This is a genomic window from Motiliproteus sp. SC1-56 (genome assembly GCF_017309075.1).
Classification (GTDB): Bacteria; Pseudomonadota; Gammaproteobacteria; order Pseudomonadales; family Balneatricaceae; genus Motiliproteus.
The window spans coordinates 103758-126427 of record NZ_JAEMGS010000010.1; the positions used below are offsets into that span (position 1 = coordinate 103758).

Annotated in this window: 26 protein-coding genes; 10 read left to right on the plus strand and 16 right to left on the minus strand. The window is 62.3% G+C overall.

Features of this window, described 5'->3' with window-relative positions; genetic code table 11:
• Positions 1 to 3: 3 nt before the first annotated feature.
• Genes JGZ97_RS12490 through JGZ97_RS12520 form a run of 7 tightly spaced genes read right to left on the minus strand, consistent with a single transcriptional unit; the run spans position 4 to position 4734 of the window.
• Positions 4 to 369 (minus strand): cation:proton antiporter subunit C, encoded by a 366-nt coding sequence (locus tag JGZ97_RS12490; RefSeq protein ID WP_207062966.1) that lies wholly within the window; start codon positions 367 to 369, stop codon positions 4 to 6.
• On the minus strand, positions 366 to 1295 hold the full coding sequence (locus tag JGZ97_RS12495; RefSeq protein ID WP_242521736.1) for a DUF4040 domain-containing protein: 930 nt from the start codon (positions 1293 to 1295) through the stop codon (positions 366 to 368). Before JGZ97_RS12495 ends, JGZ97_RS12490 begins: the two co-directional genes overlap by 4 nt.
• Before the next feature lie 29 nt (positions 1296 to 1324).
• A complete protein-coding gene (mnhG, locus tag JGZ97_RS12500) occupies positions 1325 to 1735 on the minus strand; it encodes a monovalent cation/H(+) antiporter subunit G (RefSeq protein ID WP_370584053.1) in 411 nt (136 codons plus the stop codon).
• Positions 1732 to 2034: a monovalent cation/H+ antiporter complex subunit F gene (locus JGZ97_RS12505; RefSeq protein WP_207062967.1), complete on the minus strand. Its 303-nt coding sequence runs from the start codon at positions 2032 to 2034 to the stop codon at positions 1732 to 1734. The genes mnhG and JGZ97_RS12505 overlap by 4 nt, the downstream gene beginning before the upstream one ends.
• 3 nt (positions 2035 to 2037) lie before the next feature.
• On the minus strand, positions 2038 to 2505 hold the full coding sequence (locus tag JGZ97_RS12510) for a Na+/H+ antiporter subunit E (protein ID WP_207062968.1): 468 nt from the start codon (positions 2503 to 2505) through the stop codon (positions 2038 to 2040).
• 58 nt (positions 2506 to 2563) lie between these two features.
• Positions 2564 to 3424 (minus strand): sulfurtransferase, encoded by an 861-nt coding sequence (locus JGZ97_RS12515; RefSeq protein ID WP_207062969.1) that lies wholly within the window; start codon positions 3422 to 3424, stop codon positions 2564 to 2566.
• Positions 3425 to 3450: 26 nt separating this feature from the next.
• Positions 3451 to 4734 carry a tryptophan--tRNA ligase gene (locus JGZ97_RS12520; RefSeq protein ID WP_207062970.1) on the minus strand — a complete coding sequence of 428 codons (1284 nt, stop codon included), beginning with the start codon at positions 4732 to 4734 and terminating at the stop codon, positions 3451 to 3453.
• Positions 4735 to 4889: 155 nt separating this feature from the next.
• Here JGZ97_RS12520 and JGZ97_RS12525 point away from each other — a divergent pair, with 155 nt between their 5' ends.
• The 3 genes from JGZ97_RS12525 (at position 4890) to yaaA (ending at position 6355) form a co-directional block, all read left to right on the plus strand.
• Positions 4890 to 5174: a hypothetical protein gene (locus JGZ97_RS12525; RefSeq protein WP_207062971.1), complete on the plus strand. Its 285-nt coding sequence runs from the start codon at positions 4890 to 4892 to the stop codon at positions 5172 to 5174.
• 76 nt (positions 5175 to 5250) lie between these two features.
• Entirely contained in the window at positions 5251 to 5484 is a 234-nt protein-coding gene (locus JGZ97_RS12530) for a DUF2789 domain-containing protein (protein WP_207062972.1), read from the plus strand.
• 94 nt (positions 5485 to 5578) lie between these two features.
• A complete protein-coding gene (gene yaaA, locus JGZ97_RS12535) occupies positions 5579 to 6355 on the plus strand; it encodes a peroxide stress protein YaaA (protein WP_207062973.1) in 777 nt (258 codons plus the stop codon).
• Between the two features lie 180 nt (positions 6356 to 6535).
• On the opposite strand, the gene JGZ97_RS12540 is transcribed toward yaaA, so the two are convergent.
• On the minus strand, positions 6536 to 7888 hold the full coding sequence (locus JGZ97_RS12540; RefSeq protein WP_207062974.1) for a sodium:alanine symporter family protein: 1353 nt from the start codon (positions 7886 to 7888) through the stop codon (positions 6536 to 6538).
• Positions 7889 to 8433: 545 nt separating this feature from the next.
• Between JGZ97_RS12540 and JGZ97_RS12545 the strand changes: the two genes are divergently transcribed.
• From JGZ97_RS12545 to JGZ97_RS12555, 3 genes are all read left to right on the plus strand, one after another.
• Positions 8434 to 10002 carry a Re/Si-specific NAD(P)(+) transhydrogenase subunit alpha gene (locus JGZ97_RS12545; RefSeq protein WP_207062975.1) on the plus strand — a complete coding sequence of 523 codons (1569 nt, stop codon included), beginning with the start codon at positions 8434 to 8436 and terminating at the stop codon, positions 10000 to 10002.
• A gap of 11 nt (positions 10003 to 10013) precedes the next feature.
• Positions 10014 to 11417, plus strand: coding sequence for a Re/Si-specific NAD(P)(+) transhydrogenase subunit beta (gene pntB / locus JGZ97_RS12550; protein WP_207062976.1), 1404 nt, complete (start codon positions 10014 to 10016; stop codon positions 11415 to 11417).
• A gap of 206 nt (positions 11418 to 11623) precedes the next feature.
• Positions 11624 to 11941 carry a DUF1244 domain-containing protein gene (locus JGZ97_RS12555; protein WP_207062977.1) on the plus strand — a complete coding sequence of 106 codons (318 nt, stop codon included), beginning with the start codon at positions 11624 to 11626 and terminating at the stop codon, positions 11939 to 11941.
• 87 nt (positions 11942 to 12028) lie between these two features.
• Here the strand turns inward: JGZ97_RS12555 and JGZ97_RS12560 are convergent, their stop codons facing one another.
• The 5 genes from JGZ97_RS12560 to JGZ97_RS12580 form a co-directional block, all read right to left on the minus strand.
• Positions 12029 to 12646: a LysE family translocator gene (locus JGZ97_RS12560; protein WP_207062978.1), complete on the minus strand. Its 618-nt coding sequence runs from the start codon at positions 12644 to 12646 to the stop codon at positions 12029 to 12031.
• A gap of 135 nt (positions 12647 to 12781) precedes the next feature.
• Entirely contained in the window at positions 12782 to 13222 is a 441-nt protein-coding gene (gene trxC, locus JGZ97_RS12565) for a thioredoxin TrxC (protein ID WP_207062979.1), read from the minus strand.
• A 21-nt stretch (positions 13223 to 13243) separates the two neighbouring features.
• On the minus strand, positions 13244 to 13699 hold the full coding sequence (gloA, locus tag JGZ97_RS12570; protein ID WP_207062980.1) for a lactoylglutathione lyase: 456 nt from the start codon (positions 13697 to 13699) through the stop codon (positions 13244 to 13246).
• A 146-nt stretch (positions 13700 to 13845) separates the two neighbouring features.
• Positions 13846 to 14946 carry an alkene reductase gene (locus tag JGZ97_RS12575; RefSeq protein ID WP_207062981.1) on the minus strand — a complete coding sequence of 367 codons (1101 nt, stop codon included), beginning with the start codon at positions 14944 to 14946 and terminating at the stop codon, positions 13846 to 13848.
• Positions 14947 to 15326: 380 nt separating this feature from the next.
• A complete protein-coding gene (locus JGZ97_RS12580; protein ID WP_242521737.1) occupies positions 15327 to 15836 on the minus strand; it encodes a YHS domain-containing (seleno)protein in 510 nt (169 codons plus the stop codon).
• 217 nt (positions 15837 to 16053) lie between these two features.
• On the opposite strand from JGZ97_RS12580, the gene JGZ97_RS12585 reads away from it, so the two are divergent.
• The 4 genes from JGZ97_RS12585 to JGZ97_RS12600 all read left to right on the plus strand — a co-directional run bounded on the left by JGZ97_RS12585 (position 16054) and on the right by JGZ97_RS12600 (position 19307).
• Positions 16054 to 16938 (plus strand): LysR family transcriptional regulator, encoded by an 885-nt coding sequence (locus JGZ97_RS12585; RefSeq protein WP_207062982.1) that lies wholly within the window; start codon positions 16054 to 16056, stop codon positions 16936 to 16938.
• 282 nt (positions 16939 to 17220) lie between these two features.
• Positions 17221 to 18105: a prohibitin family protein gene (locus tag JGZ97_RS12590; RefSeq protein ID WP_207062983.1), complete on the plus strand. Its 885-nt coding sequence runs from the start codon at positions 17221 to 17223 to the stop codon at positions 18103 to 18105.
• Between the two features lie 69 nt (positions 18106 to 18174).
• The gene (locus JGZ97_RS12595) at positions 18175 to 18831 is read left to right on the plus strand and encodes a hypothetical protein (protein ID WP_207062984.1); all 657 of its coding nucleotides are present in this window, start codon (positions 18175 to 18177) and stop codon (positions 18829 to 18831) included.
• A gap of 98 nt (positions 18832 to 18929) precedes the next feature.
• Positions 18930 to 19307, plus strand: a complete 378-nt coding sequence (locus JGZ97_RS12600) for a hypothetical protein (RefSeq protein ID WP_207062985.1) — start codon at positions 18930 to 18932, stop codon at positions 19305 to 19307.
• 28 nt (positions 19308 to 19335) lie between these two features.
• On the opposite strand, the gene JGZ97_RS12605 is transcribed toward JGZ97_RS12600, so the two are convergent.
• From JGZ97_RS12605 to JGZ97_RS12615, 3 genes are all read right to left on the minus strand, one after another.
• Entirely contained in the window at positions 19336 to 19533 is a 198-nt protein-coding gene (locus JGZ97_RS12605) for a hypothetical protein (RefSeq protein WP_207062986.1), read from the minus strand.
• A 207-nt stretch (positions 19534 to 19740) separates the two neighbouring features.
• On the minus strand, positions 19741 to 20820 hold the full coding sequence (locus JGZ97_RS12610; protein WP_207062987.1) for an ABC transporter ATP-binding protein: 1080 nt from the start codon (positions 20818 to 20820) through the stop codon (positions 19741 to 19743).
• Positions 20821 to 20837: 17 nt separating this feature from the next.
• Positions 20838 to 22559, minus strand: coding sequence for an ABC transporter permease (locus tag JGZ97_RS12615; protein ID WP_370584054.1), 1722 nt, complete (start codon positions 22557 to 22559; stop codon positions 20838 to 20840).
• Positions 22560 to 22670: the final 111 nt, after the last annotated feature.

Below are 22670 nucleotides of genomic sequence, written 5' to 3' on the forward strand. Positions count from 1 at the left end.
GCGCTAGTCACTGTCCGCCTCGTTATCGTGTGCCTGAATGTCATCCTCCTCGACGGAGCCGTAGGCATCCTGGATGCGCACGATCAGCGCCAGCCCCACCGCCAGGGTCGCGACCCCCACCACGATCGCCGTCAGAATCAGCACATGGGGCAGCGGGTTGGAGTAGACCCGGTTGAAAGCATCGATAATCGGCGCGTGACCGCCCTCGACCTTGCCCATGGAGATGTAGAGGAGAAACACCGAGGCCTGGAACAGTCCCAGCCCCACCAGTTTCTTAACGAGGTTGCCCTGGGCGATCACCACGTAAAAACCGGTCATCATCAGAAAGATGACAATCCAGTAATTAAACAGGCCGAGAATGCTGTTCAAGGCTCCCCCCTCCTGCTGGAAAAGGCGAAAAAGATCAGCATGACCACCGCAAACACATTCAACCCCACCCCCAGCTCCACCAGGAAAATGCCCAGGTGCTGGCCGGCGATCGGATCAGTGGCCAGCTGGTCGTAGTCCAAGAAGGCGCCGCCGCGGAACAGGCTTACCAGGCCCACACCACCGTAAAGCAGCACCCCGCAGGCTGCCAGCCGACGCAGTCCATGCGGGGGAAGCACCCGCTGCACATTGCCATCGCCAAACACCAGGCCGTACAGAACGAAGCCGGTGGCGAAAATGACGCCGGCCTGGAATCCGCCTCCGGCGCCGTAGTCACCGTGGAACTGCACGTAGAGGCCGTAGAGCAGAACCAGGGGAATCAGCACTTTGACCACCAGTTTCAGCACCGCCTGATCGTCGAGGGGCTCTGCCTGGGGACGCTGCGACACGCAGGGAGTAACCCCCAGCAACAGCAGCACCGCCAGCCCCGCGGTGAATATCACCAGGGTCTCCCCCAGGGTGTCATAGCCCCGGTAACTGGCCAGTACCGCGGTCACCAGGTTGGGCGTTCCCACCTCCTTCAAGCCCGACTCGATATAGCGCGGCGCAACGTGCTGGTGGGCGGGTGCGCCGGGGTCACCCAGCAAGGGCGCGTCCAGGGTTCCATAGACCAGTGCCGCACCGGTCACCGTCACCACCAGCAGGGGAAGGAGCGGAGAGTGGCTGGAGCGCCGCTGGTAACGACCGGTCAGACGCAAGGTGGAGAGCATCAGCACGGTGGTGGTCCCCGCCCCCACGGCCGCCTCGGTGAAGGCCACGTCCACCGCATCCAGGTTCATGAAGAGCCCCGCGGTAAGCAGGCTGTAGATACCGAACAACATCACCACCGCGAACAGGTCGCGCTGGCGAATGGCGGCAATGGCGGTCATGACCAGGAAGGCCAGCAGGACGATGTCGATCAGCGTAGCGATGACGATCCCTCCCCTTCCCCTGCATCTCTGCGGCCTTGCTCCCCGTTTCCTTGTTCCCCGTTTCCTTGTTCCCCGTTGCCTTCTTCCCCGGCGGCGCCCAACCAGGGCTTCAGCCCCCCCTGCAACGCAGCCCGCGCCATGGCATGGGCCGCGGTGGGGTTAGTGGCCAACAGAAAGATAATCACCAGCAGCAGCTTGGCGGTGTCCAGGGACCAGCCGGTGCGGCACATCACCCCGCCCAGCAGCAGGGGCGCGGCCAGGGTCTCGGTGACCCCGGACGCGTGAATCCGGGTAAAGAAGTCGGGAAAGCGCAGCAGCCCGACACCGCCGGTAACGCAGAGAAAGCCTCCGGCAATAAAGAAAAGGTCACTCACCAGCTCGACCACCAGCGGCGTCACGGGTGTTCCTCCCCGGGCGGGTGCTCCGCTGCCGGGGCCTGGGGTTGAGGTTGAGGCTGCGCCTGGAAAAAACGCATCACCGCCAGGGTGCCGACGAAGTTGATCATGGCATAGAGCAGTGCCACATCCACGAAGCTGGGCCAGTCGAGGGCGTGCCCGCCCACCGCAATAAGAAGAACGGTCTTGGTGCCGAACAGGTTGGATGCCAGCATGCGATCATAAGCGGTGGGACCGAGCAGCGCCCGGATCAGCGCCAGCACCATGGTGACCAGAATCGCCAGCACCGCCGCCAGTAGCATCGTCTAGCGCCCCAGCCGGCGAATTCGGCGTTCCATCTCACCCTCCTCCAGCTCCTCCATGGCCGCTTCACTCAGGCAATGAATATTGAAGTGCCCGGGGTGCACGTCCGTGGTCAACGTGCCCGGTGTCAGGGTAATGGAGTTGGCATAAAGGGCACGGCCGAACGGCTTGGTGAGGGCTACCTTGAGCGGTCGCCACTGGGGATCGATGGGCAGAGAAGGATCCCAGATGCGGCGGGCCACATCGATATTGGAGCGCACCACGCTCCAGAGCAGCCAGGCGCCGTAAGCGAACAGTCCCGGGGCGGGAGGCACAAAGCCAGGGGAGCGGTCCACCCGGTCCATTCGCCTCAGGCAGAACAGCACCAGCAGCGAGGAGATGGCCCCCAGCAACAAAAAGAACCCGGAGAAGTGCCCCGAGAGTACCAGCCAGAAGAGGTAGAGTGTGACCGCGATTGCCGGGTAATACATCCCTTCACCTCCCTTGGATTGAGAGTGTTCAGGGAATAAGCGTAGTCGTTAAAAGAGGTTAGGGCTCCTTGCGGGCATCGCCGGTAGCCACCGGGCGCGCCCTATCCCGAATCCATTCGCTCCAGGAGCCGGGGTAGAGCTGCGCCCCGCCGAGCCCGGCCACCTCCAGTGCCAGCAGGTGGTGACAGGCCGTCACACCGGAGCCGCACATCATGACCATGGCCTCGGGCGCCTGCCCATCCAGCAGGGCCTGCCACTCTTGGCGCAGGGTCGCGGCGGGTTTGAAATACCCGCCGTCCAGATTGTCCTGGAACGGGCGGTTCAGGGCGCCGGGAACGTGGCCGGCCACCGGATCGATAGGCTCCTGCTCGCCGCGAAAACGCGCCGCCGCCCGCGCATCCACCAGCCGCCCGGCAAAGGCCGACAGCTGCGAGGCCAGGGCCTGGGTATCGACTGTTTCGCAGCGTCCCGGTTCGGCGTCGAACCGCGCAGGCGCAACCGCCGGCGCTTCCTGACCGAGCGCCCCGCCCGCCCGTTGCCAGGCCATCAATCCCCCGTCCAGCAGCGCCACCCGCTCGTGACCCAGCCAGCGCAGCAACCACCAGGCACGGGCGGCCATGGCCCCGCCGACATCGTCATAGACCACCACCTGGCTGACACGATCGATCCCCCAAGCTCCCAGCCGGCGGGCCAGTACAGCGGGCGCCGGCAGCGGGTGGCGCCCGGTGTCTCCGGCGACGGGACCGCTCAGGTCCGTCTCCAGGTGGGCGTAGCGGGCTCCGGGAATATGTCCCGCCCGGTAAGCCTGAAAGCCGGCATCCGGATCGCCCAGGGTGAAACGGCAGTCCAGCACCACCCAGCCGGGTTGGCCGAGTTGCCGTTGCAGGGTGGCGGCATCGATCAGCGTGCGGTAGTCCATCCCGGGCTCCTTCGCTCGCGCGCGGCTCAGCCCAGGTAGCGGGCCAGCTCCTCGCGCAGGAGGTTAAGTTCGTTTTCGGCTTTTTGCCGGGCCTTCTTCTTCAGGCCCTGCAGCCGCTCGGTGCGCTCCTCGATCACCTGCCGGGCCACGGCCGCCTGGTCCTCGGCCGCCTCCACCTGCTCCAGCACCGGCTTGATGATGAACATCAGCGCCGAGCGCCGCTTACGCTCCACCTCGGCGGCCACCTCCTCGGCACTCTTCTCCTTTTTCGGGGCGGCCGTCTGGCGGGACGCGGCCCCGGCGTTCAGGCTGCGAATACCCACGGCCCCGCGAATTTCCTCCATGAAGGGCGCGGCGTGGGCGCGGGCCTTTTCGGCCCCCTTCTGCAGCAGCGTCTCCACCTCATCGAGGTTGTTCATCAGGGCGTGGTAGCGCTCTCGCGGCTCCTTGAGGTAGGCGTTGAGGTACTCGAAGAGCTCGGCCTTGGCCTCGCCCCAGGCAATGCCCTCGAGAAAGCGCTTACGGAACAGCTCGGTTTCATGCTCGCTGGCGAACAGGGCGTACAGCTCGAAAATGGTGCTGCTGTAGGGGTCTTTGGGCTCCCCCGGTTCCCGGGAATCGGTAACGATTTGGTTGATCAGCCGGCGCAGCTCCTGCTCGCTGCAAAACAGCGGAATGGTGTTGTCGTAGCTCTTACTCATCTTGCGGCCATCCAGGCCGGAGATGGTCAGGGGGTTCTTCTCCACCATGGGCTCTGGCAGCACAAAGAGGTCAGCGTAAAGGTGGTTGAAGCGCCCGGCCATGTCCCGGGCCATCTCGATGTGCTGAATCTGGTCCTTGCCTACCGGAATGTGGCGAGCGTTGAACATCAGGATGTCGGCGGCCATCAGCACCGGGTAGCTGAACAGGCCCATGGTGACGCCGTCGTCCAGGTCCTCCTTGCCGGCATTGCGGTTTTCATCCACCGCCGCCTTGTAGGCGTGGGCGCGGTTCATCAGCCCCTTGGAGCAGAGGCAGCTCAGGATCCAGTTGAGCTCGGCAATCTCGGGAATATCCGACTGGCGGTAGAAGGTGGCGTTGTCGGTATCCAGCCCCAGCGCCAGCCAGGTGGCGGCGATTTCGCGGGTGGAGCGGGCGACCCGCTCGGGATCCTGGCACTTGATCAGGGCATGAAAGTCCGCCAGGAAAAAAAAGGAGGTCAGGTCCGGATCCTGACTGGCCCGCACGGCTGGTTTGATTGCACCCAGGTAGTTGCCCAGGTGGGGAGTTCCGGTGGTGGTGATCCCGGTCAGTACACGCTTATTGCTCATCGCTCTCGCTGTCGTCCGTCGCTGTAAAATTGAAATGGCGCCTATGATACAGCAATTGTCGGCACGACAAAGGCACTCGACATTGGTCGAGTTTACCCCCTCCCGGGCAGACTCTACTGTTAAGCCTCCAACAACAATAAAAAGACGGAGGGCACGTGAGTGCTCATGATATGGGATCTTGGACGATTGCCTTAACCTACCTGGCCACCAGCGCCTACCTGATCTACGAGCTGCGGCCCAACAAAGCCCTGTCCATCCTGGCCTGCTTCACCACGGCGATGCTGGCGTGCTTCGTCGGTCTGTTGTTTACCGGTCTGACCACCCACGCCCTCGCCCAGCTGCAGGTGCCCCTGAGCAATGAAATTCTTCTGGGCGTACTGGTCGCCTTTGGAACCGGTCTGGCCATGCTCGTGCGACACCTCTGGAATCGCAGCCGCTAGCAGGCTACAACCTTTGTCTATACTGTCGGGTGCGCCCCTTCGGGGGATGAGTTACGACCGTTTGATGGAGGTTTATATGGACACCAGTGCCCATAACCTAAACACCCTTTTCCAGCAGCTGGGCCTGCCCAGCAGTGATCAAGACATTCAACGCTTTATCCGCAAGCACCGGACCGAGACCGGCCTCGACCCGCTGGAAGGAGCCCCCTTCTGGTCCCCGGCGCAGGCGCGGTTTATTCAGGAAGCCTGGGAGCAAGACTCCGACTGGTGCGAGGCGGTGGACGAGCTGAACATGCGCCTGCACTCCTGATAAATCCCTCTAAAACCGTGCTTAGCGGTTCAAGCCTGCGGGCTTGATCCGCTATACTGGCGGCACATCTCACTGATTATTCACCATTATTTTCATGCTGATATTGATATCGCCCGCCAAGACCCTGGATTTCGACACCCCCGCCAGCACCCAGCAGCACTCCCAGCCCGGCTTCGAACAGGAGTCACTGACGCTGGTGCAGACGCTGCGCGAGCTGGCGCCCCAGGACCTGGCCAAGCTGATGAAGCTGAGCGACAAGCTGGCCAGCCTCAATGCGGCCCGCTTCCAGGCCTGGTCACAGCCCTTCACGCCCGATAACGCCAAGCAGGCCCTGCTGGCGTTCAAGGGCGACGTCTACACGGGCCTGGACGCGGAATCCCTCGACGAGTCCGCGCTGGCCTACGCCCAGGATCACCTGCGCATGCTTTCAGGCCTCTACGGCGTGCTGCGCCCCCTGGACCTGATGCAACCTTACCGGCTGGAGATGGGCACCAGGCTGGCCAACCCCGGCGGCAAAGACCTGTACCAGTTCTGGGGCGACAAGATCACCGAGCGCCTCAATCAGGATCTGCGTGCCAGCGGCTCGGCGACGGTGGTCAACCTGGCCTCCAACGAGTACTTCAAGGCCGTCAAACCCACCAAGCTGGATGCTGAGCTGATCACCCCGGTGTTCAAGGACCTGAAAAACGGCCAGTACAAGATCATCAGCTTCTACGCCAAAAAGGCCCGGGGGATGATGGCCCGCTATGCCATCGACCAACGGCTGGAGGACCCGGAACAGCTCAAGGGGTTCGACAGCGCCGGCTACTACTTCAGCCCGGAGCAATCCGGCGACCGCGAGTGGGTCTTCCTTCGGGACAGCGCCGAGTAAGGGACCTGTCACGCGCATGCCCATAACGCGCGAGGATCACCCGCTCCACATCATAGTCATCCACCCGTTGCAACAGCCGTGCAACCTCTCCTCCGCGAGCAGCACGGGCAACGGGCGGACAGAGTAGATTCCGAGGGGTTCTTCCCGCTCAGGTCCTGATCCGCGAGCGGGAAGAGCCCCTTAAGCCTGGCGAGCAAAATAGTCACGGGCCAGTTTGAACACCACCGGGCTCAGGAGCGCCAAGGCCACCAGGTTGGGGATCGCCATCATCGCGTTCAAGGTGTCGGCCAGCAGCCAGACGAAGTCTAGGCTGATGACGGCGCCCGCGGGCACGGCCAGAATCCAGGCGACCCGAAACGGCTTGATAACCTTGACCCCGAACAGGTATTCGGCGCAGCGTTCGCTGTACACGCTCCAACCCAGGATGGTGGTGAAGGCGAAGATCGCCAGGGATACCGCCACCACGTAGTTCCCCAGGCCCGGCAGGGCGGCGGCAAAGGCGGACGAGGTCAATGCCGCGCCGGATTCGCCGCTGGTCCAGGCGCCGGAGGTAATGATCACCAGGCCGGTAATCGAGCAGATGATCAGGGTGTCGATAAAGGTCCCCAGCATGGCGATCAATCCCTGCCGCACCGGGTCCTTGGTTTGGGCGGATGCGTGGGCGATCGGGGCGGACCCCAGGCCGGCCTCATTGGAGAAGATGCCACGGGCGACGCCAAAACGGATCGCGGCCCAAACCGCGGCACCGGCGAAGCCGCCCTCAGCGGCGGCCGGGGAGAAGGCGTGGGTGAACACCAGGTCCAGGGCGGTGGGAATCGCGGCGGCGTTGATGCTCAGAACGGTCAGGCCGGCCAACAGGTAGGCAAGGGCCATAAAAGGTACCAGGACGCCGGCCACGTGACCGATCCGCCGGATCCCTCCGAGCAGCACGGCACCGGTGAGGACCATCAGGATAACGCCGGTGACCCACAGGGGCAGGCCGAAATTGGTTTCGATCACCGAAGCCACCGAGTTGGACTGCACCGTGTTGCCGATACCGAAGCCTGCGATCATGCCAAAGATGGCGAACAGGGTCCCCATCCAGGCCCACTTGTGGCCCAACCCGTTCTTGATGTAGTACATGGGGCCACCGACGTGGTTACCCGCCTCGTCCACTTCACGGAAGTTCACCGCCAGCACAGCCTCGGAAAACTTGGTGGCCATGCCCACCAGGGCGGTACACCACATCCAGAACAGGGCGCCGGGGCCACCGAGGAAGACGGCGGTGGCGACGCCGGCGATGTTACCGGTCCCCACGGTGGCGGACAGAGCCGTCATCAGGGCGTTGAACGGCGAGATCTCCCCCTCGGCGTCTTCGCCTGCACGCGCGGCCCGGCCGCCCCACATGAGCCTGAAGCCCGTGCCCAGTTTCCTGATCGGCATCAGACGCAGCCCCAGCTGCAGGAACAGGCCGACGCCGAGGATGAGTACCAGCATCATCGGGCCCCAGACAATTCCGTTGACGGCACTGATCAGGCCAGTGAGCGATTCCATGATGTTAACCCTCAGAAGGTTTGGTTTCTCTCCCGCGCGCTGCGGAAGCTTGACGCGGCGGTCAGCTTACCGCCCTGCAACACCGCTTCGGGATAGCGGACGCGGCATTTGCCCGGCCACCGGGGTTGCAACCAATCACCCGGCCAATGCAGTCTTGCGCTCCCGACACTTTTGCGTCTTCTTAGTGTAGAGCCCGAGATGGATAAGGCCCCCTGCGGGCGACTCCAGCGGTAGACATTTCAGCCCGGCGAAGCATAGGCCCCGGGAGTCAATGGTTTCCCTGCCTGCAAAAAAGGCCGACGGCGAGCCTTTAAAGCCCCGTTGACCGGGGATCACCGTCTAACCGCGGTCACCACGGGCCGGACGAGCCCTCCACTTCTCAGCGCCCCAAGATCCCAAACGATTCCCCATCGAGCAGGATTGCACCGATTCCACCGTCTATTATCAATCACATGGTTAAAAGCTGGCTGCCGCCCCGGGGCCAGCAACGGCAACAGGAACGGAGAGCGTTTAAGCAGCGGCCACGAAGCCCAAGGAGCGTCGAGATGCGTATCGGTGTGCCCAAAGAGATCGAGGTGGGAGAGAAGCGCGTTGCCCTCACCCCCGAGGTCGCCACCCAACTCAAGAAACTGGGCTTTACCCTGGCGATTGAAACCAAGGCCGGCGCCGCCGCCAGTTACAGCGACGAAGAGTACAGCCGGGTGGGCGTCGAGATCATCGAAGACCCGCGTACCCTCTGGCACACCTCCGATATCATCCTCAAGGTGCGACCGCCCAAAGGGCACCCGGAACTTGGCTTTTACGGCATCGAGCTGCTCAAGCCCGGCCAGGTTCTGATCAGCTTTCTCTACCCCGCGCAGAACCCGGAAATGCTGCAGGATCTCGCCAACCACGGGGTAACCGCCCTGGCGATGGACTCGGTACCGCGCATCTCCCGGGCCCAGAAGATGGACGCCCTCAGCTCCATGGCCAACATCGCCGGCTATCGCGCCGTGGTGGAAGCGGCGCAGCACTTCGGGCGCTTCTTTACCGGCCAGATCACCGCCGCCGGCAAGATTCCTCCCGCCAAGGTGCTGGTGATCGGCGCAGGGGTAGCGGGCCTTGCCGCGATCGGCGCCGCCAAGAGCATGGGGGCCATCGTCCGCGCCTTCGATACCCGCCCGGAGGTGAAGGAGCAGGTGGAGAGCATGGACGCCGAATTCCTGATGCTGGAGTTCGAGGACGAGGACGGCTCGGGCGAGGGGGGCTACGCCAAGACCATGAGCCCGGAGTTCATCAAGGCCGAGATGGACCTGTTTGCCTCCCAGGCCGCCGAGGTGGACATCATCATCACCACCGCCCTGATTCCGGGCAAGCCCGCCCCCGAGCTGATCACCGAGCGGATGGTGGCGAACATGAAGCCCGGCAGCGTGATCGTCGACCTGGCCGCCGAAGCCGGCGGCAACTGCCGACTGACGGTGGCCAACCAGGTGGTGGTCCGTCACGGCGTCACCCTGATCGGCTACACCAACCTGCCCAGCCGGCTGGCGGCCCAGGCCAGCCAGCTCTACGCCACCAACCTGAGGCACCTTCTGACCGAGCTCTGCCCCGAGAAGAACGGCGAGATCGTGGTGAACATGGAGGACGAGGTGATACGCGGCGCCACCGTGGTCAAGGACGGCGAGATCACCTGGCCCCCGCCCGCACCGCGGCTGACCCTGGCCCCCAAGGAAGACGTCGGGCTCAAGGCCAAAAGCGCGCTGGAGAAGGCCGAGGCCGAGGCCAAGCCCAGCCACCCGCTGGCGTTCCTGGTGCCCCTGGTGCTGGCGGGTATCGCCCTGCTCGGGCTCGGGGCGGTCGCGCCACCGGCCTTTATCGGCCACATGACCGTTTTCGTGCTCTCCTGCTTTATCGGTTACATGGTGATCTGGGGTGTTTCCCACTCGCTGCATACGCCGCTGATGAGCGTCACCAACGCCATCAGCAGCATCATCGTGATCGGCGCTTTGATCCAGATCTCCAGCAGCAACCCCCTGGTGTTGATACTGGCCACCCTGGCGGTGCTGATCACCAGCATCAACATTGTCGGCGGCTTTGCCGTCACCCAGCGCATGCTGCGAATGTTCCGCAAGTAGAGGGCTTTGAGATGAACACAGGTTTGGTCACGGCATCCTATATCGCAGCCAGCGCCCTCTTTATCCTGGCCCTGGGCGGGCTCAGCCACCAGGAGAGCGCACGCCGCGGAAACTTCTACGGCATGCTGGGCATGGGCCTGGCACTGCTGGTCACCATCATCGGTGTGGTGACCGACAACCAGCTCTTCCTCATCGGCGGCATGCTGGTGGGAGGCGCCATCGGCTGGGTCCTGGCCAAGCGGGTGGAGATGACCCAGATGCCGGAGCTGGTGGCGATTCTCCACAGCCTGGTGGGTCTGGCGGCGGTCTTTGTCGGCTACGCCAACGTGCTCGAACACGACAGCAGTATCACCGGTGTGGAGCAGACCATCCACAGCGTTGAAACCTACGTCGGCATCCTGATCGGCGCCCTCACCTTCTCCGGCTCCGTGGCGGCCTACCTCAAGCTCAGCGCCAAGATCAGCGGTAAACCGCTGCACCTGCCGGGGCGGCACTTTTTAAATCTCGGCCTGCTGATCCTCGCCATCTGGTTCGGCGTACTCTTTGTCGATGCGGCCGCCAGCGGCGGCGGCCTCGGCTGGCTGCTGTTGATGACCCTGCTGGCGCTGGCCTTCGGCGTCCACATGGTGGTGGCCATCGGCGGCGCCGACATGCCGGTGGTGGTCTCCATGCTCAACAGCTACTCGGGCTGGGCCGCCGCCGCCATGGGCTTTATGCTCGGCAACGACCTGCTGATCGTGGTCGGTGCCCTGGTGGGCAGCAGCGGTGCGATCCTCAGCTATATCATGTGCAAGGCGATGAACCGCAAATTCGTCAACGTGATACTGGGCGGTTTTGGCAGCAAGAGTGCTGCCGGCGACAGCGCGGGGCCGGCGGGGGATGCCGGCGACATCAAGCCGATCGAAGCCGAGGAGGCGGCTCACCTGCTGGCCGGCGCCAAAGAGGTGATGATCCTCCCCGGCTACGGCATGGCCGTCGCCCAGGCCCAGCACACGGTGTTTGAAATCTCCAAAAAACTGCGCGATCAAGGGGTCAATGTCCGCTTCGGCATCCACCCGGTGGCGGGACGCATGCCCGGCCACATGAACGTACTGCTGGCCGAGGCCAAGGTGCCCTACGACATCGTTTTCGAGATGGATGAAATCAACGAAGATTTTCCCAATGTCGACGTATCCATCGTCATCGGCGCCAACGACATCGTCAACCCTGCCGCCCAGGAGGTCCCCGACAGCCCCATCGCCGGCATGCCGGTACTCGAGCCCTGGCACGGTAAAACCACCATCGTCCTCAAGCGAGGCATGAGCACGGGCTATGCCGGCGTGGACAATCCGCTGTTCTACAAGGAGAACACCCGAATGCTGTTTGGTGACGCCAAAGACAGCGTCGACGCCCTGCTCAAGCATCTCAACGAGTAACTGACGAACGCAATTGTGATGTTGGCTTGGTGCTGCCTTCGTGTTGGCTTACTGTTCGCTTGAAAGCGCAGCCACAAGGGGCAACGCCCCACCCCAGTGAATGGCCAGGATGCGCCGGCTGACACCCGGCGCAGGCGCCAACAGGGTGTTGACATAAAGCAACACCCCCGCCCATCCTTGGATCACACTCACTACAGGAACAGCTAATGGATCAGGATACCCAAACTCGGCTGGAGGCGGCGGCGTTCCGCGGCCTCGTCGAGCACCTGCAAAAACGCACCGACGTGCAGAATATCGACCTGATGAACCTGGCCGGGTTCTGTCGCAACTGCCTTTCCAAGTGGTACCTTGCCGCAGCCAAGGACGCCGGAGTGGAGATGGATTACGAGCAGGCGCTGAGCTACGTCTACGGGATGAGTTACGCCGACTGGAAGGCGACTCATCAGGCCAAAGCCACGCCCGAACAGCTGCAACAGTTTGAAGCCACCAAACCGCTGCACGCGAAGATCAGTGGTCATAACTGATCCACTGATCTTCACCGGGCTGGTTCAAAGTGCGCCGGACAAGGCGCGCTTGCGCAACCGATGGGGGTTGCCCGTCGCGGCTGCTTTTCAGCCGCGACTCGCCAGGTAAACACCGGCGCCCGCCATGATGCTCCCCGCCCCGCGGTTGAGGGCCTGCATGGCGCGCTCGGAGCGAAACCAGCGCCGCGCGCTGGCGGCCAGCAGGGCAATCAACATCAGCCCCGCCATCAATGCGAACAGGGTCAGGCTCGAGGCCAGTGCGATATCCGCGGGCGCCAGCACAGATACGTCCATGAAGGTCGGCAAAAATGCGATATAGAACAGGATCACTTTCGGGTTCGACGCCGAGATCAGAAAACCCTGCACAAAGCTGAGCGCCATGCCGCTGCGGTCGGATGCCTGGGGCTGGCTAGCCACATCGATGGGCGTTTGCCACAGTTTCCAGCCCAGATAGATCAGGTAGCTCGCCCCAAGCCAGCGGATCAAAGTGAACAGCTCACCCCAATTGCCGGCGATAGCCGCAAGGCCCAGGCAGGCCATGATCAGGTAGATGATATCGCTGACGACCATGCCCAGGGCCAGCAGGGTGCAAGACGCGGCCCCCTGGGTCAGGGCGCGGGCGAGCACGGCGAAGACGCCGGGGCCGGGCGTAATGCCGAAGACAAAAATGGCGATAAAAAACGTCAGTGCGCTTTCAACGGTCATGGCGGCGACTCCCCGGACAAAGCAGCGATACTAGCAGTGGACGATTGTCGTTGAACAGCGGGGGCCATAATGCCCCCACCCTGCCGACCAAAGCCTCACCCGACCAGAACCCCAGCTGGCTATATCCCTAGCTGGCTATAGCCCCAACTGACCGTGGGTCCAGCGGACGATGTCGGCCGCTCCCATGGCCCCGGCGCTGCGGGCCAGTTCCTTGCCGCCCTGAAACAGGATCAGGGTGGGAATGCTGCGGATACCGTACTGCTGTGCCAGCGCCGGCACGGCCTCGGTGTCCACCTTGGCCAGGCGCACCCGGGGCTCGAGCTGGGCAGCCGCCTGCGCAAAAGCCGGGGCCATCGCTTTGCAGGGGCCGCACCAGGGGGCCCAAAAGTCCACCAGTACCGGTATATCCGACCCCTGGACCTGGGCCGCGAAGTTGGCGCTGTCAAGCGCCAGGGGACTGCCCCGGAACAGGGGCTGCTTGCAGCGCCCGCAGCGGGGTCCGTCGCTCAGGCGTGCGACCGGCACCCGGTTGCGGCCATTACACCCGGGACAGCCAATGTGAAGCGGATCGTTCATTGCCTTCCCCCCGCTTTACGTTTACCAGGTGCCGGTGTTGGGCAGGCTCTTCCAGGGCTCCTGTGGCGCCAGCGCCTCACCCTTTTGCAGCAGCTCGATGGAGATGCCGTCGGGGGAGCGGATAAAGGCCATGTGGCCATCCCGGGGGGGGCGGTTGATTGTGACCCCGGCGTCCATCAGCGACTGACAGAGGGCGTAGATATCGTCGACCCGGTAGGCCAGGTGGCCGAAGTTGCGCCCGCCGTCATAAGCCTCGGTGTTACCGTTTTCATCCGGCCAGTTATAAGTCAGCTCCACCGTCGGCGCGCGGTGTTCCCGGGCACGCTGCTCGTCACCGGGGGCGGCGAGAAAAATCAGGGTAAAGCGCCCCTGCTCGCTCTCCATGCGGTTGACCTCCTTGAGGCCCAGCTTGTTGCAATAAAAATCCAGCGACGCGTCGAGGTCTCGCACGCGAACCATGGTGTGGAGGTATTCCATCCGGGTTTCCTTCTGCATCAGGTTGAATTGGGTGCTACAGATTGTAGGCCAGCGGTCGCACGCTTCAACAGCCTCAGCTTTCACGCCCGGGGGCGGCGTTGGCACACCTCAGGCCAACGGCGATCCCGGGCGCCGGATGTCAGCTACTATTGCGGCGCCGCCTTGGGGTAGTCGGTGAGCCCCTTGGCGCCGCCCCCGAACAGGGTTTCTGGATCATGCTCGGCCCAGGCGAGGCCCTCACGAATTCGCGCCGGCAGGTCCGGGTTGGCGATAAACGGCCGCCCGAAGCCGATCATATCGGCCAGGTTCGCCTCGATCGCCTGGCTGGCCTTGGCGGCATCGTAGCGCCCTGCGTAGATCAGCACGCCCTCGAACGCTGCCCGGATCCCCTGCTTGAAGCTCAGGGGCGTGTCTGGGGCATCATCCCAGTCCACTTCGGCGATATGCAGGTAGGCGATCCCATGACCATTGAGCAACCGGGCCGCCGCGGTGTAGGTCTCGATGGGATCGGCGTCTTCGGTGCCGTTGAGGCTGGTGAAGGGGGCCAGTCGAACGCCTACCCGATCCGCGCCGATCTCATTTACTACCGCGGTGACGACTTCATCCAGAAAGCGCAGGCGGTTCTCCAGGGTTCCCCCGTAGGCGTCGGTGCGCCGGTTGGACTCCGAATCGATGAACTGGTTGATCAGGTAGCCGTTGGCCGCGTGCAGCTCGATGCCATCGAATCCGGCCCGGATCGCATTCCTCGCCGCCTGCCGGTACTCGCCGAGCACCTGCTTGATCTCTGCGACGGACATTTCCCGGGGCTCCACCACCTCGACAAAGCCCGGCGCCGCGGTGCCGTTGTCCACGAACACCTTCACGCCATCCGCCTTCATCGGTGAAGCCGAAATCGGCTGTTGCCCGCCGATATTATCGGGATGGGTCACCCGGCCGACGTGCCAGAGCTGGGCAAAAATCACCCCGCCTTGGGCGTGCACGGCGTCGGTGACCCGCTTCCAGCCCTCGACCTGGGCATCGCTGTAGATCCCCGGTGTCCAGGCGTAGCCCTTGCCCGTGGGGGATATCTGGGTGCCCTCGGCGATGATCAGGCCGGCCCCTGCCCGCTGGGCGTAATACTCCGCCATCAGCGCGTTGGCGACATCACCCGGCTGGGACGCGCGGGAGCGAGTCATGGGCGGCATTACGATGCGGTTATCGAGTTGCTTGCTACCCAGTTGAATGGATTCAAAAAGTACGTGATTCATCGTTAACCTGCTGAGCAATGTGGAGCCCTGTTGGACAGGAGAGAGTCGGACGACAACCCTAACCGACCCTCGAACGGCCTTTAAGCGCCGTCATCACAAAAGACTTTTGCGGGAAACGTAACAATCAACTGGCACTGGCACTGACCCAACCTCGTCGTTCGCTTCTTCACAGTAATCAAGCTCCCCAAGCCACCCGTGTCACCAGCACGCCAGAGAGGGGGCGTGGTGAAGCCCGGCTGGCGCAGGTGTCGCCGGTAGCGAATGGAGGGGGGCGGGAGTCCGGGCCGATTACCCGGCGCTCGGCGGCAGATTCAGGTGCGGTCTAAGGCGCCCCTGTCAGGCCGGCACAATCTGCGATCTCACGGGGTGAGCTCAGGCGGCTAGCGTAACGACTCCCAGACCGCATCCGCTTGGCGCTGCAACGCGCGCCAATCACCGTTGAGCCAACGCTGACGACCGCGCTCGGCGTAAAAAAGGTGCAGCCGGTCACCGAAAATCTCCCACACGCGGCCGTCGGTATCGATCAGCCCCTCGCCCAGGGTCAGCGCGTTGGAGCAGAAGCCGTTGTAGGCGGGTCGGTAGCGCTCGGGGTCGGCGGCAAAGCGCTCGGCACTGGCAGCGCTGGCGAACCACCAGTCGGCACCGTTCCAGTCCACTTTAAAGCGCTCCTCACCGACCAGGGCTCGGTGATCCCCCCGCGACCGGGCCTCGAAGTAGGCCACGCTGTCGTGACCACCGATAGCGCGGCTACCCAGCCAGCCGGTGCTGACCGGTTCGGCCGCCGCCAGGGGTGCGATCAGAACAAGCCACCCGGCCAGCATCATCCCGATGCGCTGCCGCCCTGTACCAGCGCGGGTCAGCACCTTCGTCTCCGTCGATCGTGATTTCATCGCTTGATTGCCTCCCCTGGCGGAGCCGGTGGCTCAGAAGGATCGTCATTTGCAGCATGCCCTCGCCTGATAGCCGCTGCAACCCGGTTAACAAGCACCAATCAGGATCTTGGCGGTGGGCATGAGCTATTCATCGGATGATCTTGGGGGCTATTCTGAGTAGATGAACGCCACCGGAACACCGCAGCGATAACCATTTACTGATACAGAAACCGTCATGATAAGCCGATCCGATGACCTGGAGCTGCTGCTGACCGTGGTGGACTGCGGCGGCTTTTCGGCGGCTGCGCAGCAACTGGACGTGCCGGCGGCCAAGGTATCACGGGCCATTCAACGCCTGGAACAGCAGCTCGCCACCACCCTACTGCAGCGAACCACGCGGCGCGTCTCCCTGACCGAAGAGGGACGGGTCTTCGTCGAGCGGGTCCGCAACGGACTGCAGCAACTGGAAGCGGCGGAAGAACAGGTACGGCTGATGAAAGAGCAGCCGGTGGGCCGCCTGCGGGTGGATGCCGCAACGCCCTTTATGCTGCACCAGCTGGTGCCCCTCATCGGCGAATTTCAACAGCGCCACCCTGGCATAAAACTGGAGCTGACCACCAGCGAGGGCATCATCGACCTGCTGGAAAAACGCACTGACGTGGCGATCCGCATCGGCAAGCTCGAAGACTCAAGCCTTCACGCCACGATGCTGGGGCGTTCGCGCCTGCACCTGGTGGCCAGCCCGGACTACCTCGCCGAAAACGGTACACCCGAAACCGCCTACGCCCTCCGCCAACACCGCCTGCTGGGGTTCATCTCACCGTCCACCTTGAATAGCTGGCCGGTTGGCGAGGGGCTTGAGATCACCCCTGACCTGGCTGCAACCAGCGGCGAGGTGTTAAGGCAGGCCTGCCTAGCCGGTGAGGGTATCTGCTGCCTGTCGAGCTTCATGGTGCGCCAGGACCTCGCGCAAGGACGCCTGAGGAGCCTTCTTAACAGCGACATGCAGTCACCCCACCCCCGCGAACAGGTGCAGGCGGTTTACTACCGCAATACGGCCCTCTCATCCCGCATCCATGCTTTTATCGGTTTCATCAAGCCGAGACTGACACTCGCCTAACGCCTGAATGCCCGCAACCGGATCCGCTATAAACCGCCCGTCCCCGGGGACCGGACCGGCGCAGGAATCACTCTGGCATTAAAAACAAATCTGTTGCATCATCAGCAACTTAGAAGACACACCCCCGATGGGAAAACGTTCCGCTCTGCGATTCACGCCGGCGCATTTTAGGCCGTGGAGAAAAAAGAGGGCGGAGGCTCCGAAGCTGCAAAACCACGCCTGCTTCCATCCGTATTTTCTAACAGCTCCACCAAAACCTCACCATGCCCCTTAAGGAAGAAAATGAATATCAAGGACATACTCAAGCCTACCAATGCGTTCAACGCGCTAAAACTGCTGCCCTTAATATTGCTGGTCATTGCCATCATCAATTCCTACTTCATTGTAATTGAGGGCCATGTCGGGGTGGTTAAACGCTTTGGCGAGGCCAAGCACCAGGAAAGCCCCGGGCTGCACTTCAAAATTCCTTTCATCGAAACCGTTGAAATGATCGAAGTTCGCACCCGCAAGAATGCTGAAAAAATGGCGTCCAGCACCAAAGAACAGATGCCGGTGACGGTAGAAGTTTCCGTCAACTGGACGGTCAACAAGGAGGCGGCGCTCGATTTGTTTAAGAAATACGGCGGCCTCAACCAGTTTGAGCAGCGGATTCTCGACCCCCGTTTTCGCTCGGCCACTAAAGACACGATCCCGCAGTTTGAGGCTGAGCAGCTGATTCAGGACAGGGCTTCTGCGATTCAAGGCATCGAGAGGCGATTATCTGATGAAATGGCAGGTTTTCCCGTCATTGTTGACAACATACAGATTGAAAACATCGTACTCCCCAAAAAATACATCAACTCCATTGAAATAAAGCAGACAGAAAAAAACCTCGCCGCAGCGGAGGAACATAAGTTGGAGAGACAGCGCCTCGAAGCGTTGCGCGCGGTGAACACTGCGGACGCCAAGGCAAAAGGCATATTGAAAGTCGCCGAGGCCGAGGCCCAGTCAATCTTACTAAAGGGTAAAGCCGAGGCCGAAGCAATCCAGGCAAAAGCAAAAGCACTCAAGGACAATCCCTTGATTGTAAAACTTACTGAAGCTCAGTCATGGAATGGACAATTGCCGTCCACCATCCTTGGACAAGGCACCATGCCGATTATGGATATTCGTTCCCTAGGCAAATAGGTTTCAACTCAGGCGGGCGCGTGCACCCGACGCCCCCCTTAATAACCAAAAAACAAGGAATCCGTAAAGATGATAAAAAATGTTGTGCTCCTAGTTGCGGCCCTGACCCTCGTTGGCTGTGCCGGCACCCAGAACATCGCGATGCAGCCCGATTCGTTTGCGGCGAACAAGCCAAAAACCATCACCACCGCGACGCGGGAAAAGCCCAGCTTCTCGGCGATGACCGCCAGTAAAGGTGCGTTTGCGCTCGTCGGGGCAATCGCATCGATCAGCGCCGGCAACGACCTGATCGAGCAAAACCAGGTCGAAGACCCGGCGGTTTATATCGGCGATGCCCTGGCGAGCATCCTCGAAAAGCACTTTGCCTTGCAGAGGGTCGACAACAACAGCGCGGTGCTTGAGGACGCTACGCCCGCCGCTATCGCTGCACGTTACCCGATGTCAGACCTGGTGGTCGACGTACAGACCCTCAACTGGAGCTTTATCTACTTTCCCACCGACTGGGACAATTACCGCGTGATCTATACCGCCAAATTGCGACTGGTCGATACCCGCGCGAATGAAATGGTGGCTGAGGGGTTCTGCAAACGGATTCCGGAGCAGGATGAAAACTCGCCGAGCTACGACGAGCTGGTAGCAAACGACGCCCAGAGGCTGAAAGACGAGCTCAAACTCGCCGCCGAGCACTGTATCCGCGAGTTCCAGACCAAGGTGCTGAAGATTTAATCTGCGCCCCGCGCCCTGCCCCTCCCGGTTGGGCAAACCCGGCCGGCACCGCCTCGCGCTGCCGGCCACATCTCAAAGCCCATTAAACACGGAATGTTATGAAGCTTTTTACCATCCCCATTTACATCAAGGTCTTCTCGAACCGATTTGTCCTTAACGCGCTGGACGAGACGGACAGAGAGCTCGTGAGCACGCCAGATTCGCCGTTTACAACCATGCGCCTGTTGGTCGGCAATTTTTGCGAAGCGGAGAAAACGCTGTCCCAGGGCATTAAACAACTGGTCGGCAAGCGCTTTATAAAAAAGTCCCCCGTAGCGTTGATTCATCCGCTTGAAAAAACCGAAGGCGGCCTGTCCGAGGTTGAGATCAGAATCTTCAACGAGTTGGCGCAGGGAGCCGGTGCTGTAAAGGCCGTTGTCTACGAGGGGCAGGAGCTCAGCAAAAGGGAAGCACTGGCGAAGTTGAACGACGCATAACCGGTGCAAGTGGTCTGGCGCCTGTCGCTCAAGCGGTCGCTTCAAGCGAATCACCCTCTCCGCTCGCATGGTTCATCGCCCGTATGCCGATCTCCGAGCTGGCAAGCAGAACTTCCCGCTGCTCCGCCACCTCGATACGGATATCGAAATCCCGCGGCCAGCCCTTGTTGCAATAATCAAACAGCTCCCGGGCCCGCCGCCCGCTTTCCATCGGTTTGTTAGTCATCGATTTGCTCCCCCTTCTCGTTGAATGGCTGCCCAACCCGAACAAGCCTCTTGGTACTGATGGCGCCGACAACGCCGGCCTAATCACCTTCAGTTGACATCTCCAGCTCCCCCCACACTCGCCACCTCCACTCGCCGGGCAGCGCTGGGGGGAATGGACTTGGCCCCGAGATACAGGGCCACCCGCTGGCACGCGACAGCGCCGGGGTCAGGCGTTGACCAGCACCGTCTGGTTGAGATCGACACAGAGGGAGACGTCCGCCCCCTCGCCCACGTGCTCAAGCCCGATGCGGTGCATCTCATCGACGGCCAGCAGGTGCCCCGCCACTTCAACGCCATAACGGATCAGACTGCCGAGAAACTCCCGGTAAACCACTTTGCCGGCAAACTCGAGGCAGTTGTCCGTGCTTGAATCCGAGCGGCGGATAAAAGTGTTCTGGGGACGGAACACCAGGCTGCCCGGCCCTTCCGCGTGGGGGCGAAAATCCAGCACCAGCCCCTTGTCACTGACGAACGCGGGGCCCTTGGCGTCCACCCGCACCTCGCCATCGATGATGTTGGCCGAGCCCAGGAAACCGGCCACGAAGCGGTTCTTGGGGTTATCGTAGAGTTCCATCGGCCTGCCGATCTGCTGGATAACACCGTCGCTGAGCACCGCCATTCGATCGGAAGTGGTGTTGGCCTCCTCCTGGTCATGGGTCACGAAGATGGTGGTCAAACCCAACTTGCGCTGGAGCTGCAGAATGTCGCGTCGCATCTGCACCCGCAGGTTGGCGTCCAGGTTCGACAGGGGCTCATCCAGCAGCAGCACCTGGGGCTCCACCACCACGGTGCGGGCCAGGGCGATCCGCTGCTGCTGGCCACCGGAGAGCTCCGATGGCCGCCGCTCGGCCAGATGAGACAAGCCCACTAGGTCCAGGGCCTCTTCCACCCGCCGCTCAACCTCTTTCTTGGGGACCTTGCGCTCCTCAAGACCGAAGGCAACGTTCTTGCGCACCGTCATATGGGGCCAGAGGGCATAGCTCTGAAACACCATGCCCACATTGCGCTGCCAGGGCGGCAGCCCGGTCACGTCCCGGTCACCGATCAGAATCCGCCCGGACGGGTTCGGGCCGAAGCCGGCGATGGCCCGCAGCAGGGTCGATTTGCCGGAGCCCGAGGGGCCGAGGAAGGCGAAGAACTCGCCCGGTTCGATATTGAGATTGACCCCTTTCAGGACCTCCGTTTCGCCAAAACGCAGACCGACATTCTCGATTTTGATTCCCTTGGAGTCACTGTGAATCGTCATTGTTATTGTTCTCCGGTTCAGGATTGTTGATCGACCGCGCGGTCACGCTTGGTTCGTTCGATGATTTTGTGAGAAGCGTAGGTGCCCAGCCCGACGATCAGCACCGCGATGATGCCCAGGGCCGCGCCCGGCCCGCGCCCGGCGGCGGACTGCATAAACAGGTAGATGCCATAGGCAAGCGGCGCATCGGACTCCGTCGACACCAGCATGATGGTGGCAGAGAGTTCCACCGCGGCGGTGGCGAAGCTGGTGACAAAGCCCGCCAGGATGCCGCCTGTCATCAGGGGTACCACGATCTTGCGGATGGTCCGGCTCTTATTCGCCCCCAGGCTTTCGGCCGCCTCCTCCAGCGATATCGACACCTGCGCCAGGGCCGCCACGCAGGCCCGCAGGGCATAGGGCAGGCGGCGCACGGCCAGAGCGATCACAATCACCCCCCAAACCGACGCCAGGGGCACTTCGCTGAAGGGCACCTCCACCTCGTAAAAGCTGCGCAGGTAGCCGATCCCCAGCACCACGCCGGGAATGGCCACCGCCCCCATGGCGAGGAAGTCCAGCGCCTTGCGGCCCCAGATTCCGGTCCGCCAGACGATATAGGCAATGGCGGTACCCAGGACGATGTCGATCAGCCCCGCCAGCCCCGCGTACAGCAAGGTATTGCTGATGTAGCCGCCGGCGCTCTGGAACACCTCGGCGTAGTGGTCGAGGGTGTAGCCGTCGGGCAGCGGGCTGAAGGACCAGACCGAAGCGATGGAGAGGATGAACAGCGCCAGGTGCGGGGCCATGACAAAACCGAGAATCAGCAGGATCACCCCGTAGCAGCCTATTCTCTCCCACTTCTTGAGGTCGCGCTTGAGCAGACCGCCGCCGCCCTTCTGGGTGGTCGCGTAATCTTTCCCCTTCAACGCCAGGAAAGAAACCCACAGGGAGAACAGCGAGAAGACCACCAGAATCACCGAGATCACGTAGCCGATCGGGTCGGAGATGCCCACCGAGCTGATACGCAGGTAAGCCTGGGGGGCCAGCATGTTGTTGATGTTGAGCAGCAGCGGTGTGCCCAGATCATCAAACACCTTGAGAAACACCAGGGAGGCGCCGGCCACGTAGCCCGGCATGCCCAGCGGGAAGACGATGCGCCGGAACAGGCGCATGCCGCTGGAGCCCAGGTTCAGCGCCGCCTCTTCCATGGAGCGGTCGATATTCTGGAGGCTGGCGGCGAGGTTGATCAGGATGAACGGAAAGAAGTGCACACTCTGCACCAGGATCACGCCGTTGAGCCCTTCCATGAAGGGAATGGTAAAACCGAACCAGTCGTAAAGCAGCAGGTTGATGCTGCCGTTCTCGCCGAAGAAGAGCTGCATCGCCACCGCCCCGACGAACGGCGGCATGATCAGCGGAATCACCCCCAGGGTCTGGATAATGGCGGCGCCGCCGAAGTTGAACCGGGTGGTGAAATAGGCCAACGGCAGGGCAATCAGAGTGGCGAACACCACCGACATGGCCGACACGTAAAACGAGTTGATAAACGACTCTCTGAACAGAGAGGCGTTGAAAAAGTCGACGAAATTCATGATCGTCAGGTCGCCCGTGGACGGGTCCTGAAACGCCACGTACACCACCTTGGCTACCGGCAGCACCAACACCACCAGCAGGAACATCCCGACCAGCGCGGCCACTAGGCCCGGCCCCCACTGGGTGGCCGAGAATGTGGGGAGCCGCAGCAAGCCTTTACGAGTCACCGTTGCACTCGTCATAAATCACCTCAAATACACGCAAAACAGGGAAATACCGGGCACAGCCCACGGGCCGGCCGTGCCCGGGTGGCCGGGAAAGGCGAACGCCCCTCCCGC